The 16785-nt window shown below is 36.7% G+C and carries 12 protein-coding genes; 8 read left to right on the forward strand and 4 right to left on the reverse strand.

Annotation, left to right across the window (positions count from 1 at the left end; translation table 11 throughout):
* Window positions 1-358: 358 nt before the first annotated feature.
* A complete protein-coding gene (locus tag ASG31_RS15715) occupies window positions 359-841 on the reverse strand; it encodes a SixA phosphatase family protein (RefSeq protein WP_056034895.1) in 483 nt (160 codons plus the stop codon).
* A gap of 193 nt (window positions 842-1034) precedes the next feature.
* Here ASG31_RS15715 and ruvX point away from each other — a divergent pair, with 193 nt between their 5' ends.
* The 7 genes from ruvX to ASG31_RS15750 all read left to right on the forward strand — a co-directional run bounded on the left by ruvX (window position 1035) and on the right by ASG31_RS15750 (window position 8191).
* Window positions 1035-1451, forward strand: coding sequence for a Holliday junction resolvase RuvX (gene ruvX / locus ASG31_RS15720; RefSeq protein WP_056034898.1), 417 nt, complete (start codon window positions 1035-1037; stop codon window positions 1449-1451).
* Complete coding sequence (gene def, locus ASG31_RS15725) at window positions 1448-2020, forward strand: peptide deformylase (protein ID WP_056034900.1); 573 nt, start codon at window positions 1448-1450, stop codon at window positions 2018-2020. Before ruvX ends, def begins: the two co-directional genes overlap by 4 nt.
* 67 nt (window positions 2021-2087) lie before the next feature.
* Window positions 2088-2648, forward strand: a complete 561-nt coding sequence (locus ASG31_RS15730) for a DUF5606 domain-containing protein (RefSeq protein ID WP_056034904.1) — start codon at window positions 2088-2090, stop codon at window positions 2646-2648.
* A gap of 191 nt (window positions 2649-2839) precedes the next feature.
* Window positions 2840-3607, forward strand: coding sequence for a nucleoside triphosphate pyrophosphohydrolase (mazG, locus tag ASG31_RS15735; protein WP_056034907.1), 768 nt, complete (start codon window positions 2840-2842; stop codon window positions 3605-3607).
* A gap of 279 nt (window positions 3608-3886) precedes the next feature.
* Window positions 3887-6967, forward strand: coding sequence for a putative Ig domain-containing protein (locus ASG31_RS15740; RefSeq protein ID WP_056034910.1), 3081 nt, complete (start codon window positions 3887-3889; stop codon window positions 6965-6967).
* A 4-nt stretch (window positions 6968-6971) separates the two neighbouring features.
* Window positions 6972-7199 carry a hypothetical protein gene (locus tag ASG31_RS15745; RefSeq protein WP_056034912.1) on the forward strand — a complete coding sequence of 76 codons (228 nt, stop codon included), beginning with the start codon at window positions 6972-6974 and terminating at the stop codon, window positions 7197-7199.
* Between the two features lie 125 nt (window positions 7200-7324).
* Window positions 7325-8191 carry a hypothetical protein gene (locus ASG31_RS15750; protein WP_056034915.1) on the forward strand — a complete coding sequence of 289 codons (867 nt, stop codon included), beginning with the start codon at window positions 7325-7327 and terminating at the stop codon, window positions 8189-8191.
* Window positions 8192-8275: 84 nt separating this feature from the next.
* Here ASG31_RS15750 and ASG31_RS15755 read toward each other — a convergent pair whose 3' ends face one another.
* Complete coding sequence (locus ASG31_RS15755) at window positions 8276-11995, reverse strand: metallophosphoesterase (protein ID WP_056034918.1); 3720 nt, start codon at window positions 11993-11995, stop codon at window positions 8276-8278.
* Window positions 11996-12020: 25 nt separating this feature from the next.
* Between ASG31_RS15755 and ASG31_RS15760 the strand changes: the two genes are divergently transcribed.
* Window positions 12021-13184 (forward strand): Pycsar system effector family protein, encoded by a 1164-nt coding sequence (locus ASG31_RS15760; protein WP_056034920.1) that lies wholly within the window; start codon window positions 12021-12023, stop codon window positions 13182-13184.
* A gap of 138 nt (window positions 13185-13322) precedes the next feature.
* On the opposite strand, the gene ASG31_RS15765 is transcribed toward ASG31_RS15760, so the two are convergent.
* Together ASG31_RS15765 and ASG31_RS15770 are read right to left on the reverse strand one after the other, a co-directional pair.
* The gene (locus tag ASG31_RS15765; RefSeq protein WP_056034922.1) at window positions 13323-15614 is read right to left on the reverse strand and encodes a GAF domain-containing protein; all 2292 of its coding nucleotides are present in this window, start codon (window positions 15612-15614) and stop codon (window positions 13323-13325) included.
* A 133-nt stretch (window positions 15615-15747) separates the two neighbouring features.
* Entirely contained in the window at window positions 15748-16404 is a 657-nt protein-coding gene (locus tag ASG31_RS15770) for a hypothetical protein (protein WP_131725572.1), read from the reverse strand.
* Between the last annotated feature and the right edge of the window lie 381 nt (window positions 16405-16785).

The raw sequence follows: 16785 nt of genomic DNA on the forward strand, positions 1-16785 counted from the left end.
TAAAACAAGAGTGTTTGTTCTTTCACAGAGTTCTGTTTAATTAAATCATAGCTATTTGTCCTTTCACAGAATTTTTGAATAAAATTGTTATTTCTTCATATCTGATTAATGTTGCGTGAAGTTTTTATCAATAGGGGTGGGCTTCAGCCCGCCTGATTTGTTAGCGCTGTGAATTGGCTTTAGCCGAAATTTAAATTTACGCGTGTAACCACCCCGTCAAAAAATCGAAGATTTTTCGCCACCAGTGCCTCATTATTTTATTTTTGCTTCGGAGAATCTCGCGCCTCGATTTCCAAAGGAGGGGAATTAAAAATACCCGTCAAAATAGAAAGGCATTTTGGTTTCAGAATATAGATTTTTACATTTTAATCTGTTTAGGTTCATAAAAGAAAAGCAGCTTTTTTCTGGCTCCCTCGAACTGCGACCAGGAATCACATTCAATCTGAAATCCGGCAACGCCACAGGTAGGGAAATGATAAATATCCTCGGAAATAGAATTTGCAAAATTGGAAATCCCGTTGTTGTGCGAGAAAACGGCAACAGAATTCAGAGAATCATCCAAAGTATAAATAGCAGATTCGAAATTTCTTTCTTTTGGATTATAAAGATTCTGATCAGTTCCTATTGTCAGCTGATAAGTTTGATTGAATATCTCGCAGGTATTCAAAGCCCTTACTGCAGGACTTGAAAGAAGGTAATCAATGTTGATATTGTTGTTTTTCAGGTATTGGGACATCTTCACGGCGTCTTCTAAACCTTTGGTGGCGAGCGGTCTGTCGAAATCTTCTGTTTCTTCCGGCCAGTCGCTTTTTGCGTGCCGTACTAAGATGAGTTGCTTCATAATGAGAGGTTTGGAAAATTAAATTTATAAAAAAAATCACGGAAAATATCAATATTCATAAAAAAAACTGTGTTTAGAATAAAATGAGTAAAATTTCTTAAATTTGCAGTCTTATGAAACAGGCCTTTTCAAAATCAGAAGATGAGTGTATAAAGGATGACCGGGGATTCATAAGAAACAAATACATCTGCACATGAAACAAATCCTGGCTGTTGACTATGGAAAAGCGAGATGTGGTATTGCTGCCACAGACGATATGCAGATTATTGCAAGCGGTCTGGATACCGTACCTACAGCTTCACTGATGGAATTTTTTAAAAAATATTTCTCAGAGAACAAAGTAGAAGCGATTGTTGTGGGTTTGCCCACAGATTTAAAGGGAAATATTTCTGAGATAGAAACCCATATTCTGGTTTTTATTGAAAAGTTTAAAAAAGAATTTCCGGAGGTGGAAGTTTACCGTTTAGACGAAAGATTCACTTCAAAAATGGCTTCGTTTTTCATTTCCCAAAGTGGAAAAAATAAAAAGCAGCGGGAGCAGAAAGGATTGATAGACAAAGTAAGTGCAACGATCATATTGCAGAATTTTTTAGAACAAAAAAGAAGATGATTTTACCCATAAGAGCATTCGGAGATCCGGTTTTGAGGAAGGTAGCGAAGGATATAGACAAAGATTATCCGGGGCTGCAGGAGTTGATTGATAACATGTTTGAAACCATGTACAGTGCCAACGGAATCGGTCTCGCAGCGCCACAGATCGGTCTGGATATCAGGCTTTTCATGGTGGATGTTTCGCCTTTGGCCGATGATGAAGATTATGAAGATATTGCTCACGAGCTGAAAGATTTTAAAAAAGTTTTCATCAATGCCACTATTCTTGAAGAATCTGGTGAAGAATGGAAATTTAATGAAGGATGTCTTTCGATTCCGGACGTGCGGGAAGATGTGAAGAGAAGAAGCAATATTCTGATTGAATATTATGACGAAAATTTCGTTAAACATACAGAAACTTTTTCCGATATTAGAGCCCGCGTAATTCAGCATGAGTATGACCACATTGAAGGGATACTTTTCACTGATCATTTAAGCGCTTTAAAGAAAAAACTGGTGAAGGGGAAACTGGTGAAAATTTCTCAGGGCGAGGTGGGAATCAGCTATAAAATGAGGTTTCCTAAGTAAATTGTAAGAGTAAAAAAAGAAAATAAATAGCTAAAGGTGGTTTTGTACTGCCACAAAAAACAAGATTATGCAGTTAGAAAAAATAATTTCGATTTCCGGTAAACCGGGACTTTTCAAATTGGTTTCTCAGCTTAGAAACGGTTTTATTATTGAGGATGTTTCAAACAAAAAGAAAGTGAGCATCGGAAATTCAAGTCAGGTAAGTCTTTTAGACAATATAGCAATGTTTACCTTTGATAAAGAAGTTCCTCTTTTTGAAGTGTTTGAGAATATCGCAAAAAACTACGATTATAAAGAAACCATTTCTCACAAATCTTCAGAAGCAGAATTGAAAGAATTCATGAATGCGTCTCTTCCCAATTACGATACAGAAAGAGTGTACGTCTCTGATATTAAAAAATTGGCGCAGTGGTACAATACACTTCACAAGGCAGGATACATCACGCCGGAAAGCTTCGTAAAAGCAGAACCTGAAACTGTAGAAGGCGAAGCAGCTGCTGAAGAAATCAACGTTGAAAAAGAAGCTCCCAAGAAAGCTCCAAAAGCAGAAAAACCGGCTACACCAAAAGTAAAGGCGAGCACCGGAGCTAAAGCAGCTACAAAGAGCACACACAGAAAAATGGGATAATTTTTTATCTGAATTGATACAGAACCTCGTCAGCAATGATGAGGTTTTTTTGTCATTGCAGGCAAAGCGCAACAAGCATTTGAGGCTATTTTGTACAGGTTCAACAGATTGCTTCGCTGTCCCTGATGGCAACGACAGCCAGTTTTTACAATCGGTTTTACTAAATTTGCCTTAACCTTAACCTCAAAAAAATGAATACCAGACAGGAAAAATTAGAAGCTTTCGGAAGACTTTTAGATATAATGGATGACCTTCGTGAAAAATGTCCATGGGATCAGAAACAGACGCTTCAGACCCTTCGTCATCTGACTTTGGAAGAAACTTATGAGCTTTCTGATGCGCTTTTGCAGGATGATTTAACGGAAATAAAAAAAGAACTCGGCGATGTTTTGCTGCATTTGGTTTTTTATGCTAAAATTGGTTCGGAAAAAGGAAGTTTTGACATTGCTGATGTTATCAATTCTTTAAATGAAAAGCTGATATTCCGTCATCCTCATATTTACGGCGATACCGAAGTGAAAGACGAGGAAGAAGTGAAACAAAACTGGGAAAAATTAAAATTAAAAGAAGGCAACAAATCTATTTTGGGTGGTGTTCCGAAAGGTCTGCCTAGTTTGGTTAAAGCTTACAGAATTCAGGACAAAGTAAAAGGAATTGGTTTTGAATTTCACAATGCCGAGGATGCGTGGAAGAAAGTGGATGAGGAAATTAAGGAATTTCATGAAGAAACCGATTTATATAAAAAAGAACTGGAATTGGGCGATGTGTTTTTCTCGATGATCAACTATGCCAGAATTTCAGGCTTAAATCCTGATTCCGCTTTAGAAAGAACCAATATAAAATTCATATCAAGATTCCAGAAAATGGAAGAGCTTGCAGCTGAGGCAGGTTTAAAATTAGCTGATATGAATTTGGAAGAAATGGATGAGCTTTGGGAGAAAGCGAAAAAACTGATGTAAGTATTTTCAACCTTTCTTTCAGCAAAATGAGCTGAAAGGCGTTGCGATTATCAGTTCCGTTTTTTTCTCTCATAAATCTATATGCAGGAATAAATTTTATTTTAGATATGATAAATTTTTTCAGAACTTAGTGAATATTTTATATATGAAAGGTATTTTCTATGATATTATTCTAAATTGCTGTTAATACGTTGTAATTAATTAATGTTAATGTAATTTACAATGCAGTTTTTGCATTGATAAAAAGTATATTTTTGCAGCAAATTAAGGTTAATTTTTATGAAAAGAAATTTATTTATTCCAAAAACAGCTCTGGCGTTTTTGATGGCACTCTTCTCTGTGTGGGGATGGGGGCAGACGACGATATTCTCAGAGAATATGGGAACCACTCTTACGGGAAATCCTTCGCCATCGAGCTACACGGGATTTCAAAATTATGGAAACTATGTTTTCTCAGGCACTGGAGATCTGAGAAATACCTCAGCTTCATCAGGTTACACGGGGGCATCTGGGTCAAATCATGTGATGCTTAATAGTAGCGGTGAAACTTTAATTATTGGAGGCTTTAATGTGTCTTCTTATATTAATTTAGTTCTTTCTTTCGGTGTTAGAAAGGGAACTAATTCAGAGAATGGTTCTGGATTAGTAGTTGAATATACAACAAATGGTTCATCATATGTTGCTATATCTAAGGACGCATTACCAACAGGAGAAAACGGCTGGTATTTAAGAAGTTCAACATCATCTATCCCAACTACTGCAACTGCAATTAGATTTCGTAGTACGAACACTACAGAATGGAGAATTGATGATGTGAAGTTAATCGGAACTTTGGCCAGTGGTACAGCGGCTCCTGTTGTAACTCCAGATAATTTTAGTGGAACCGTAGGAAGTTTTTTTACTCAACAACTGCAGGCAAGTCAATTTCCCAGTTCGTACACATTGACAGGAAGTTTACCAACAGGTTTAACATTTGATAACACGTCGGGAATTATTTCGGGAACTCCAACAGTGGCAGGATCTGCTACTGTAACTGTAACTGCTACTAATAATATTGGAACTTCTAATCCTGCAACATTTAATTTAACAATTGCAAAAGGGAATCAAGTTCAGGCATATAGCGATATTAATGCTGTTATCAATGATCCTGCTGTCACTCTTCCCGCAGTCACTTCTTCCGGGTTGGCAATTAATTACAGTAGTTCAAACAACGCAGTAGCTTCAGTTTCAGGCAATGTTTTAACATTTGGATCCGTAGGTACCGCAACAATTACTGCAAACAATTCAGGAGATAGTAATTATAATCCTTTCAGTAGTTCATTTACAGTATCTGTTACTGCTACCCCAATCCTGCCATGGGAAGATTTTGAAAATGGAACGAAAACCGGCTATACATTGGGTAATGTCACATCAACGGCAGGAAGCTGGACAATGAATGATGCATTACTTGGAAATGCAGCAGGAGACAAAAAAAATGGTTCAAAATCTGCCAGAATTCAAAATACGGGCTACATTCAAACTAATTTTGATATAACAACTGGTGTTGGAAAAGTGAAGGTTAACTATGCAAAATACGGGACAGATGTAAATACAACTTGGGTGTTAAAAGCATCGACAGACGGAGGTTTGACGTGGAATGCCTACACGAGTTCTGTAGTAAATGCAACTGCGACAACATTGACTCCCATAGAATTCACTTTAAATATCCCAGGTAATGTTAGATTAAGAATTGAGAAAACATCAGGTTCTGAAAGAATGAATGTTGATGATATCTACGTAACTTCTTATAGCGTTCCAGTTGTAACAACTACAACATGGAACGGTTCATCGTGGTCAAATAATGCTCCATCAAATTCTGTGGATGTTGTACTGACAGGTAATTATACAACTTCAGCAACAACTCCTCCTTTCACAGCCAAAAACATCACCATCCAAAACGGTGGAACTTTAGAGATTACTGATGGTAATACAATCACTGCTGCAGATGTTACAGTAGAAAACGGGGGTAATCTTATCCAGAGAGGTACAGGTGCGTCAGGCGGAATTTTAAGTTATTCAGGAACATTTAAAGTAAATAAAAACTACACAAGTGCTGCTGGTAAATATGCATTCTGGTCTTCACCGGTACAGAATCAAAATATGTTTAATGCATTTGCCACACAGCCAACAGATGTTACTACATACAATACAGCCACAAATTACTATGATGCTGTAACCACTTTTACTAACAACTCCGGTAAAGGATACTCTGTTCAAATGCCGGCAGGTACGGCTGCTTCATTTGTAGGAACTCCTAACAACGGTACAGTAAACGTAGCTCTTTCAAATGCAAGTTTTGGATTTAACTTAGTGGGAAATCCTTATCCTTCAAACGTAAGTCTTACTGCGCTTTTTACTGCCAATAATGGTAATATTGATCCAACGCTTTATTTCTGGGACAATACAAGTGCACCCGTAGCAAACCAGTCCGGACAGACTTCTTCTAACTACGGATATGCAACTTTTAATGCAAATGGTTCAGGAACCTGGGCTCCAGCGCAAACTGTAACAAACGGAACAGGAAACTATATAGATTTAACCAATGCACCTGCGCAGGTAAATCCCGGCCAAGGATTTATTGTAAAATCTTTGAATGGAAATGACCTTGTTTTTAACAATGGTATGAGAAATTCTACTGCCGGAACTTTCGTAAATAAAAATATGAACAGTAGTGCAGAAGGCAAATTCTGGTTAAAACTTACAACTCCGTTTTCCGCAGGTAATACTTTAGCGATTACTTACGGTGAAGGAGCCTCAAATGCTTTAGACGGATTTGATTCGAAAGCTTTAGCTTTGGGTTCAGATGCATTTTACAGCAAAGTTTCAGATAATAAACTGGCCATTCAGGGTCGTGCAGATTTTGTAAATACTGATGTAGTGCCTTTGGGTAGCAAACATTTTACAAGCGGTCTTCACATCATTTCTTTAGTGAATAAAACAGGAATTTTCAATAACGGACAGGCAATCTATCTTCATGATAAAGTGTTGGGAACTTACACCAACCTTCAGAACACTTCTTATAATTTCACGGTAAATGCAGGTGAGATTGCAGACAGATTTGAAGTAGTGTATTTATTAGGAACACTTTCTACATCAGAAGCTCAAAAAGGTTCATTTGAAATCTACAGAGATGGCAATGATTTCTATGCGAGAAACAACAAAAATATCGACAGCGTTGAAGTATTTGATGCTTCAGGAAGAAAAATTCAGGAAATGAATCCAGCTTCTCAGTTGGTAAGAATTCCATTAGATTCTAAAGGTTTCTATATTATCAAAGCGAAATCAGAAGGTAAAGAATACTCTAAAAAAATAACTTACTAAGATCATGAAAAAAATATTTATAATAAGTTCAGTTTTTTTATCAGGTTTAGCATTTTCGCAGAGTGATAACAGATATGTCTATGAAGAACAGGAAGATAACTCAACAGAAAAAGCAGAGGGAGATTTTCCTTCAGCTCCAGGGGCTCCTATCGATGATTATATTCCGGTTTTAGTATTGGCTGCCGTTGGTATTGCTGCTTACTACGGAAGAAAAAAGAGAGTTACAGAATAATTCTTTAAATTAAAATATCCCAAAGCCTTCAAAGTTTTCTTTGAAGGCTTTTTTTGTCACCGCAAAGGAAGCAAGGCAGTCTGTTGAAATAAAATACCTAACTTTATTGAATTAAATTTACACTCATGAAATTCACTTATATTTTCGCTATACTTTTATTGAGCTGCAATCCCAAAACACAGGAAAATGTGCAGCCTCAGGAATTGAAAACAGAATTTTCACTTCCAAAGAAACTCAAAGAAGTTTCAGGAATTGCACTTTCTCAAGACCAGAAAACCATTTGGGCAATTGAAGACGCAGGTAATAAAAATGTGGTCTACGGTTTAGATTTAAAAGGTAATCTTATCACAGATGTTTTGGTTGAAAATGCCGACAACAACGACTGGGAAGACATTACAAAAGATAAAACAGGAAATATCTACATCGGTGATTTCGGGAATAATGAAAACGACAGACAGAATCTTTCCATTATTAAGTTAGATTTAAAAGACAGTTCACAAAAATCTACACAAGTAATTCAGACTACGAAATTTCATTACGAAGGACAGACTGAATTTCCGCCAAAAAAATCTAATTTACTGTACGATTGTGAAGCTTTTGTAGAAAAAGACAGCAGTTTTTATCTTTTTACAAAAAACCGAAGCAAAGGATTTGACGGAACTTTTTTAGTTTTCCAAATTCCCAATAAAGAAGGTGATTTTGAAGCAAAATTGATTGGAAAATTAAAACTTGAAGGCGGTTATAACGATGCTGCGATTACTTCTGCTTCTATTAATTCGAAAAACCAAATTGTTCTTTTGACACACAAAAATATTCACGTTCTTTCCGGATTTACACCTGATAATTTTAACTCAGCTAAAATTGAGAAAATATCTTTAAACCACAATTCACAAAAAGAAGCGGTCGTTTTCCTTGATGATAAAACCCTGCTGATTGCCGATGAAAAGGATAAAAATGAAGGTGGAAATGTGTATAGGTTTGAATTAAAGTGATTTCATAAAAAACAAACCTTCAAGGTTTCAAAAACCTTGAAGGTTTAAAATTATACTTCCAAAAATTTCAAAAAGCTCAATAACCTAAAAACTCATTCCTACGCCACCGGAAATTCTTCCGCCATCTGAGCCGACGAAGTAATCTACCCTGGCAGAAATCATATCCAGAATTCCAAGCCAGAAACCGGCGCCGACACCTTGATGCCATTTATCTGAAATTTCATTGTCCATCCATACTCTTCCCAAATCGTATCCCACTAAAATTCCCATATTGGCAGGAACGATGCTGTTTTTCACACGGCCAAAATCCCAGCGGACTTCTGCACTGTTGACGAAGTAGGATTTCCCTGAGAATCTCTCATTTCTGTAAGCACGCAATCCGTTTCTTCCACCGATGCTTGCCGCCTGATAAAATTCAAAATTATTATTGTTGATAATCATGGCGTTGGCAGAATTGGCAAACACGAACTTTCCTTTCTTATCTATTTTTCTGAATAAATTTAAAGTTCCCTGATAAGCCACAAAATTCTGGTCAAAGTTCGAAAGATTTGTTTTCCAGCCGGCGTTTAAAATTAATTCCATACCCAAAGTTGGGAAGGAGTTGCTGTCTGAGTTTTTAAAACTAAAAGTATAGTTGGCACCTCCAAACTGCTGTCCGCCAAAAACTTCAGGATTGATATCTGGTGAAACAGCAACTATTCTGTCATCATTTCTCTGCACTTCAGAATGCTCAAAATTCAGCTGGAACTGATGTTTTATATTCAGCCAGCTCGTTTTAGAGAGCGAAGGAGCAATTCTGATCTGCGAAATCCGAACGCGGTTAAAGTTTCTGTCATCTTCATCAGCATTATTTACACTTTCATTGCCCAGTCCAAAGAATGTTCTGGCAAAATGTGGCGTTGTGTAAGAGGCATCTACATTGGCATCCCAGCTTCCGACAGCTTTTTTAAATATACCTTTATATCCTAAATTAAAACCACCCGTTGCAGTGTATAAATTGGCACTGAAAGAATGCTTTTGAGTAAACGGATCACGAATAAAATTGTTGACGGTATAATTAGCCACAAAACCCAGAATCACTCCGTCATCAGGATTGAAATTGGCATTAGGGTAGCCTGCAAAAAAGCTGTATTTGGGGTGTTTCCAGTTGTAGGTATTGATATCATAGTCATTGCTCAGGCGTTTTGAAGTGCCTTTGGTTTCATAGGTATTTTTTTGGGATTTAAAATCATAAATTTTCACCTTACTTCCGTTGGAAACTCTGTATATATCGTGGTTGTAGCCACCAATCAGGCGGATGTTTATTTTAGATTTTCCATCGCCGTTCACTTCATAAATATCATCATCTTCCAATCCGTAAACCCAGATTTCTTTGGTTAAAGTGTCGTTGTAGGTTTTTTCGAAAACCAGTTTTTCTTTCTGACTTTTGTCGTCGAGTTCGTATTGTTTTACAGTCACCAAACCGTCAGTGTCCTTTGTAATTATAAATTTATCTTTGTTGACGGTACCTGCGACAGGAACTTTTTCAATTAAATTAAAATAATAATTTGTCGCATATTTTCCAAGATCTTGTTTTCTTACTTTCAATTTTCTCTGAATATTGGCAATCGTTTCATCCTGAACTTCTTTCGGAAGGTTTTTGAAAGCTTCATCAATATCTTTGTCTGAAATGTTTTGCTGAATAAATTCTGCCTGCTCATTCCACTGTTGTTCGCTGGCGGCTTTCAGAATTATTAAATCCAACGGGTACGGTTCCATATTCATCCACTTCACATTTTTGATTTCATCTTTAAAAGATTTCATGTGACGAATCATCGGGATATTCATAATCACTTTAAAAGCTGTCCCGTCATAATTGCTGAACGCCTGATCGTGATCTCTCGGAATAGGTTTGTAGAAAACATTTTTTCCGTTTTTATATTCTGCCCATTTCCATTGGTCTTCGTGCCTGTCCCAGTCGCCGATGAGCATGTCAAAAAGCCTCGCACGGATATACAAATCCTGATCAACAGTATAACTGCTGTTTTTCTGAAGGTTTTTAATTAAATCAGCTGTCGAGATAATATCTGTAGCGTTTTCCAGTGAAGCCAGTGTTTTTGGATCAGAAGAAAAGCGCTCTTCAATCATATACATTTCGTCACCATAATTTTGGTTAAACTGACCGAGTTGCTTTTGTTTCGGAATGTAATACAACTTCGGATTACTGTGAAAAAGATCGATTTTATCAGCAAGACTGTTGACTGAAAACGCGGTAAAAGGATGACTTGTGGTATAAAAATCCATCAGAAATCTTTCAGGAAAAGTATTAGAGAGTTCAGAACCGAAACTGTTTTTCTTAAAACCCTGATTGTTCAAAAAACGGATGGCATTTTTCTTCACGCCACGCATCACAAATTCCTGTCCGTCTTTAGATTGAAGTCGCAAACTGTTCGACTGATTTCCGCCACCTTCACGAAAAGGTGTGTAGCCGCCGTTCAAAGTCGATAAATCGGCAACCTCATTGGTAATCGGTGTTGCATAATATCTTCTGTAATGATTTCCCCAAAGCCAGCTGTAAAATTTCCCACGCTTCGTCATTTTTTCAGTGTAAACTGTACTTGTAAAAGTTGATGGTAAATCTGAAGGATAATTATTGACAAATTCTTTCGGTGTTTCTTTCACCTGAATATTCGAAAGGCTTTTCAGTTCATTATTTTTAGTTGAAAAATACTGTACATCAGCACTTTGGTCTTTTCTTAAATTTAAAACAGCAAAACCGCTACCGCCAAAAGAAAAATCGTTTTTTGAAGCGATCGTAACGGGATCTGTTTTTGAGCCTGCTCCACTGATGATCTGTCTCAGATTTTTATCTGAATGGTATTGAAGATTGTGATCGTGTCCTGAAACAAAAATCACATTTTCTTTGTCCTGAACAATGTTTTTAATTCTACCTGCAAATTCTGCGTAATGATTGTTGCTGAGGTCTTCCATACTCGCTCCCGACGAACTTCGTAAAGTATTAATCAAAGTGGCAACGCCCGGAACCGGAAGTTTTCCCTGAAATGAAGAAAGATGCGATTTTGCAGAATTGAATCCGGCATGAACTCCCGAACTGATAATCGGATGATGCACCGCAACGATAATTCTTTTATCCTGATTTTTGACGATTAAATCTTTAAATTCTTTATAAAAATCTTCCTTTGTTTTGATGTCACAGCCTTTATTGATGCCGGGATATTTGTCCCAGTCGATCAGTGCCCATTCAGAATCGATGATGATCAGTTTAATGTCTTTGGTTAAATTAACATCATCAATCGGGCATGAATTTTTTGGTAAAAATGATTTTTTGTCATTGAGATAGTTTTTTACGAAATCTTCCTGAGCCTTCAAGCCTTCCAAACCGTGGTACCAATCGTGATTTCCGGGAATAACGAGTGTTTTCCCTTTAAAATTTTTGGTTACAGCCAATTGATTTTCCATTTTCACTCTGGCAGAATCATATTCTTTACTGCCTTCTTTCGGCATTCCGAGAGGGTAGATGTTGTCTCCCAAAAAGATCACCATCGAATTTTTATCTGCGGAATCGAGTTTGTTTTTAAGCAGATTTAAAGTGTTCTGAGCCTGCTTTTCATTGGCGTTTCCGGCATCACCGATGAGGAAAAGTTTAAAATCATTCTCAGTTTTGGTCTGTGAAACAGGGATTTCCTGCAAATCTTTTCCTTTCTGAACTTTGTAGGTGGCACAGGAATAGAGAAGTACAGAAGATATAATTAAGCCGGAAAGTGTACGGCTGTTTTTGCGAAATTTAATACAAGATAAATTCATACATTTACATTAAGAAAAATCTGCAATGAATATTTTAGATAAGGCTAAAAATCACGTAGAAAGCTTATTCAAAGATAAGTTATCTTCGGTTTACTTTTACCATAATTTTATTCACACCTCTTTTGCTGTTCAGAAAGCGGAAGAGATCATTAAACACAGCCAAATTTCAGAAGTTGAGAGGGAGAAAATAATTCTTGCTTTGTGGTTTCACGATGTTGGTTTTACTGATTGCAATGCAGAAGGACACGAGGCAAAAGGAGCTGTTTTAATGAGAGATTTTCTCAGAAAAGATAATTTCTCTGATGAGTACATTGATGAAGTGGAAAAGCTGATTCTTTCCACAGAAAAATACCATCAGCCTCAAAATATGGCGGAAATGATTATGAAAGATGCAGATTTCAGTCATTTTGCGAGCCCCTTTTATAATGATTCTGCAGAAGCTTTAAGAAAAGAATGGGAACTCACAGGAGGGCCGTGCTTTTCAACCGATGAATGGAACGAAATGAACGTAGATTTCCTCAAAAATAAACATCAGTATTTTACCGATTATGCGAAGGAAAACTGGGAGCCTTTAAAGCTTAAAAATGTAAAAAAAATCGAGAAAAAATTGGAGAAAGAGGATAAAAGTAAAAAAGAAAAGCCAGAGAAAAAAGAAGAAAAATCAGACCGCAGTGTCGATACACTCTTCAGAGTTACGTTAAATAATCATACAAGGCTGAGCGATATTGCCGACAGTAAAGCGAATATTTTACTTTCTGTAAATGCGATTATCATTTCAGTTGGTCTTTCAGTTTTGGTTCCGAAATTAGATACTCCCAAAAATACTCATTTGATTATTCCTACATTTTTGCTTTTGCTGTCGAGCGTTCTGACGATTATTTTTGCGATTCTCTCAACAAAACCGAATGTCACAAAAACCAATTTTACGAAGCAGGATGTTGCTGACAGAAAGGTAAATCTTTTGTTTTTCGGGAATTTTCATCAGATGATGTTTGATGATTTTCAGACTTCAATGCATGATCTGATCAAAGACCGGGATTATATTTTTGATTCTATGATCAAGGATTTATATTATTTGGGTAAAGTTTTAGACAGAAAATATAAACTGCTGTCGATAACTTATCAGATTTTCATGGCGGGAATTATAATTTCTGTTTTGTCATTTGCGTACGCGTTTATGATGTTGTAGGTTAGTTTTATATTTAGTTTGACGGGTTTTGATTTTGCCCTTTCAGGGCTTCTACTAATTCGTTTGTATTTATTCACAGGGCTTCACCTTGGCTGATGATTTTGCCATTTCAGGGGATTTTCGAAAAGTGATTTCTATTTAAGCCAATGAAACCCGCATTGCCAGAAGTCCGGAAGCGCCCTGCAGATCTTCAACGCGAAGTAATTCTACATCATTTTTCAGAATGCCGGTTTTCTGAAGCCGGGAAATGTAACCCAGATATTCTTTCTGATTTTCCATACCGAAGTAGACGATCGTAATTTTCCCCGGACACGTAATTCTTTCCTGAGAATCTTTTATTTTGGCCTTCTCAAGACGTTTTTTAATGATTTCGTAAAAGGAATTATGAGCGCCGTCTACATCGAATCTTTTTTCATCCATACGGAAACGGATATCAATTCTTTCATTGTAAACAAAGATCAGGGAAGCAATTTCCAGAGAAACGGGAAGTTCTTTGCTGAAATTTTCAAACTCATGCTCAATTTCACAGATGGTTTGAAGTTGCCAGTACCGCAATTCATTAAGCTGTTTTGCAGAGTATTTTAAGGTAGGATTAAGATTTTGCCCAATATATAAATTATGTTCAACACCATCAGATTTGAACCTTTCGAAGTAATGAGGATAAATTTCCTGCGCTTTTACCTGTCTTTCATCTAAAATATCTGCTATTTTACGGTTGATTAATGTGATCGACTCATCCAGTTTTCTTCGGTTGGAATAGAAAAGACTGTTAACTGAATACACTTTAGAAAAATAATTTTTGATACTTTCAAGCGATTTTATCTCCAGCTGTGCCTGTAAATACGGATGGATTTCTTCTCTTAAAAAATACTGAAATCTCTGTTCTGTATCGGCTTTAAAATCATTATTAAGTTCGTTTTCGAAAACATCGAGTGCGAGAAGGTATTTTTCACTTTCGTCAAAATGAGATTCTGAGAAAAGAAGATTCAGAGATTCAATCTGTTCGTTCAGATCTTCCAGCATCAGGTGGAAACGCTTTTCGGAGGAAGACCTGATGTCTGAAACTCCAAAAAGCGGACTAAGGTTTTTAAAGCTTATTTCCCTAAGCGTATAAAGTTTTTTCTGAAGAGACGCGTTGAAATATTTTTCAGCTTCGTTTCTAAATTTCCAGATGACAGAATTATGAATGGTGGTGTATTCCCGTTGGATAATCGCCTCAATCTGATTGTCCCTCTCGTGTTTAAAACGGTTAAGAGAAAATACCAAAATATCGCTCAAAGAATCCAGTTTGCGGAGTTTAAGTCCGTTAAAACTTCCGGCGATTTCTGAGGTAAATTCCATTAAAGCCAAAACTTCGCCTTCGTGCACAATCGGGATTACCATAAAACTTTTGATATTGTTTTTGGTAAGCACAGAAAAATTCGGAGCATTTTTTATCTCATCATCAAAATGATCTACATCTGAAATAACAACGGGTTTAGGATTGTATTTGAGGTTTTGAAAAGCTGTTTTCTGAAGTTCTTCATCGTAGAGGTTGATCCAGAAATCGAGCAGATAATTGCTGAAAACATTTTCGTAGATGGGAAGTTTTTCGAGCTTCTGGTGTTGGTGATCCATGAGCATTAATCCAAAATTAAGCTGTGGAACATCAAAATATGATTTGAATATTTCCTGCAGATTTTCATTAGGCAGCGGGTTTTCAGGATCTATCTGTATCATGGTAGATTTCAGATCAGAGAGAGCGACTTCCGTGGTACAGTCTATGAGTGAAAAGATATTAAAACCCTTTAAAGTCCAGGATTGAGGTGGAAAGTGTTTTTTCCAGAGGCTTACATCGTCGAGGTTTTCCAGAAGGAATTCGATTTCCTTGTCACCTGGAAAAGGATCTGCTTGAAGAGGCGCGATTTCAGAAAAATCTGAGTTTACAGTGATTTTATAGTGTTTTGTTATTCCATTTCTATCTGGTATATCGTAATAAAAAGGAATTGTGATTTTGATATCTTTCTTAAAGTAAATCTGAATGATGATGCAGCAGGAGAGCACGTAAATTTCGTCCTGAGACATATCTCTGAATTCCAGCTGAAAATCATGACCGGCATCAGAGAGTATTCTGCTGAAACGTTCTGTGTAATTGAAAGTAATGTCTGTAAACGGGATGCTTGCTGCTTTAATTTCATTGTTGGTAAGACCGGTAGGGAAGAGGTCTGCCAGCAGCATTCTTATCAGTTCCTGATGTTTGGAAAGTAAAGTAAAATCCTGCGAACCATCGCGCAGTTCAGGAAATTTTTTGAATCTTTCGATGATAGATTTTGCGTAGTTTACACGGTATTCCAGCCTGTCGTTATATTTAATATGTTCCAGCACATCCAAATATTTTTTGAATGATAAAAAAACCTGAAACGGACTGTCTTCGTGAAAAAATTCTGACACTGATGAAATAATTGGGATGCTAAAGGTAGGGAATTTAATGAAAATTTTTATGTCTGAAATAGAGAGTTTTCACATGTTTCCAAAAAAAAATACAATCCGGAGACTGTATTTATATTTTAATTGAGCGCGGGATTTATCCTCCCATTCTTGCCATTTCTTCTTCAGTCATTACTTTGTAACCTTCAGGAATTGTAAGGTTAAAAATGGATGGGCTTACGGTTTTATCAAAGTTTGTAGCTTCAAAATGTACGTTCATACCCTGTTGCATAGTAGAAAACTCCAACGGTACACCTTCGAGACCGTTTGAAAACTGCTCCTGTCCTGCTAATGTTGTTTTGATGTCTGTAGTTACCCAAAGCACAGAGTCATTACCATTTCCTTCAGGATCTTTAACGGTGTATTTTTTACAGTTGAAACCCAAGATTTTCTTTGTTTCAGAAGTTGCAACTGGCTTTCCGATTTTGTCTTTATCTATTTTCTTTTTAGAGATAGATTCGATGTTGTTGGCAATTTTCTGCCCCATTACTTCCATCAGAAGAATTCCTTTATCTGCCTTCGTGTCCATTACGCTTTTCATTTTCATAAAGCTGCCCATAGTAACGTCTGCCGCAGATTTATCTTTCATAAAGTAAAGCTGCATCGTAGATCCCTGCATCATAGGAATTGCTGCTGCCATCTGAGGATTATCGCTACCGAACTCCATTTTGTAGGTAAGCTGGCCTTCTGTGGTTTGTGCAGATAATGTTCCTAAAGAAAGAACCATCATCAGCGTAAGAAATAGTGATTTCATTGTTTTTTGATTTAAATTTAATTGGGTCTAAAGATAGGGAGAATTTTCGTTTGGAAGTCAATTTATTTTTGGCTGAGGCTGAGGCTTAGGTTGGGGTTGAGGTTGAGGTGGAGGTTGAGGTTGAGATTGCGATTTATTCTGAATTTTTCTGTCATATCTGAATTTACATTAACCGCAAATAGGCGTATTTTAACTAAAAGTATTCTTTCATTAAGTACAAACAGGGGTGTTTTAACTAAGTGTATTCTTGCATTGAGTACAAATAGTGGTGTTTCACTTCACTGTAAATATACATTGAATACAAGCAGGGTTGTTTTAATTCAATGTAAAAATATTCAGACAGTTTACTTGAATATTTTAAACAAAAAATGCAACCCGAAG

Source organism: Chryseobacterium sp. Leaf404 (assembly GCF_001424145.1).
Classification (GTDB): domain Bacteria; phylum Bacteroidota; class Bacteroidia; order Flavobacteriales; family Weeksellaceae; genus Chryseobacterium.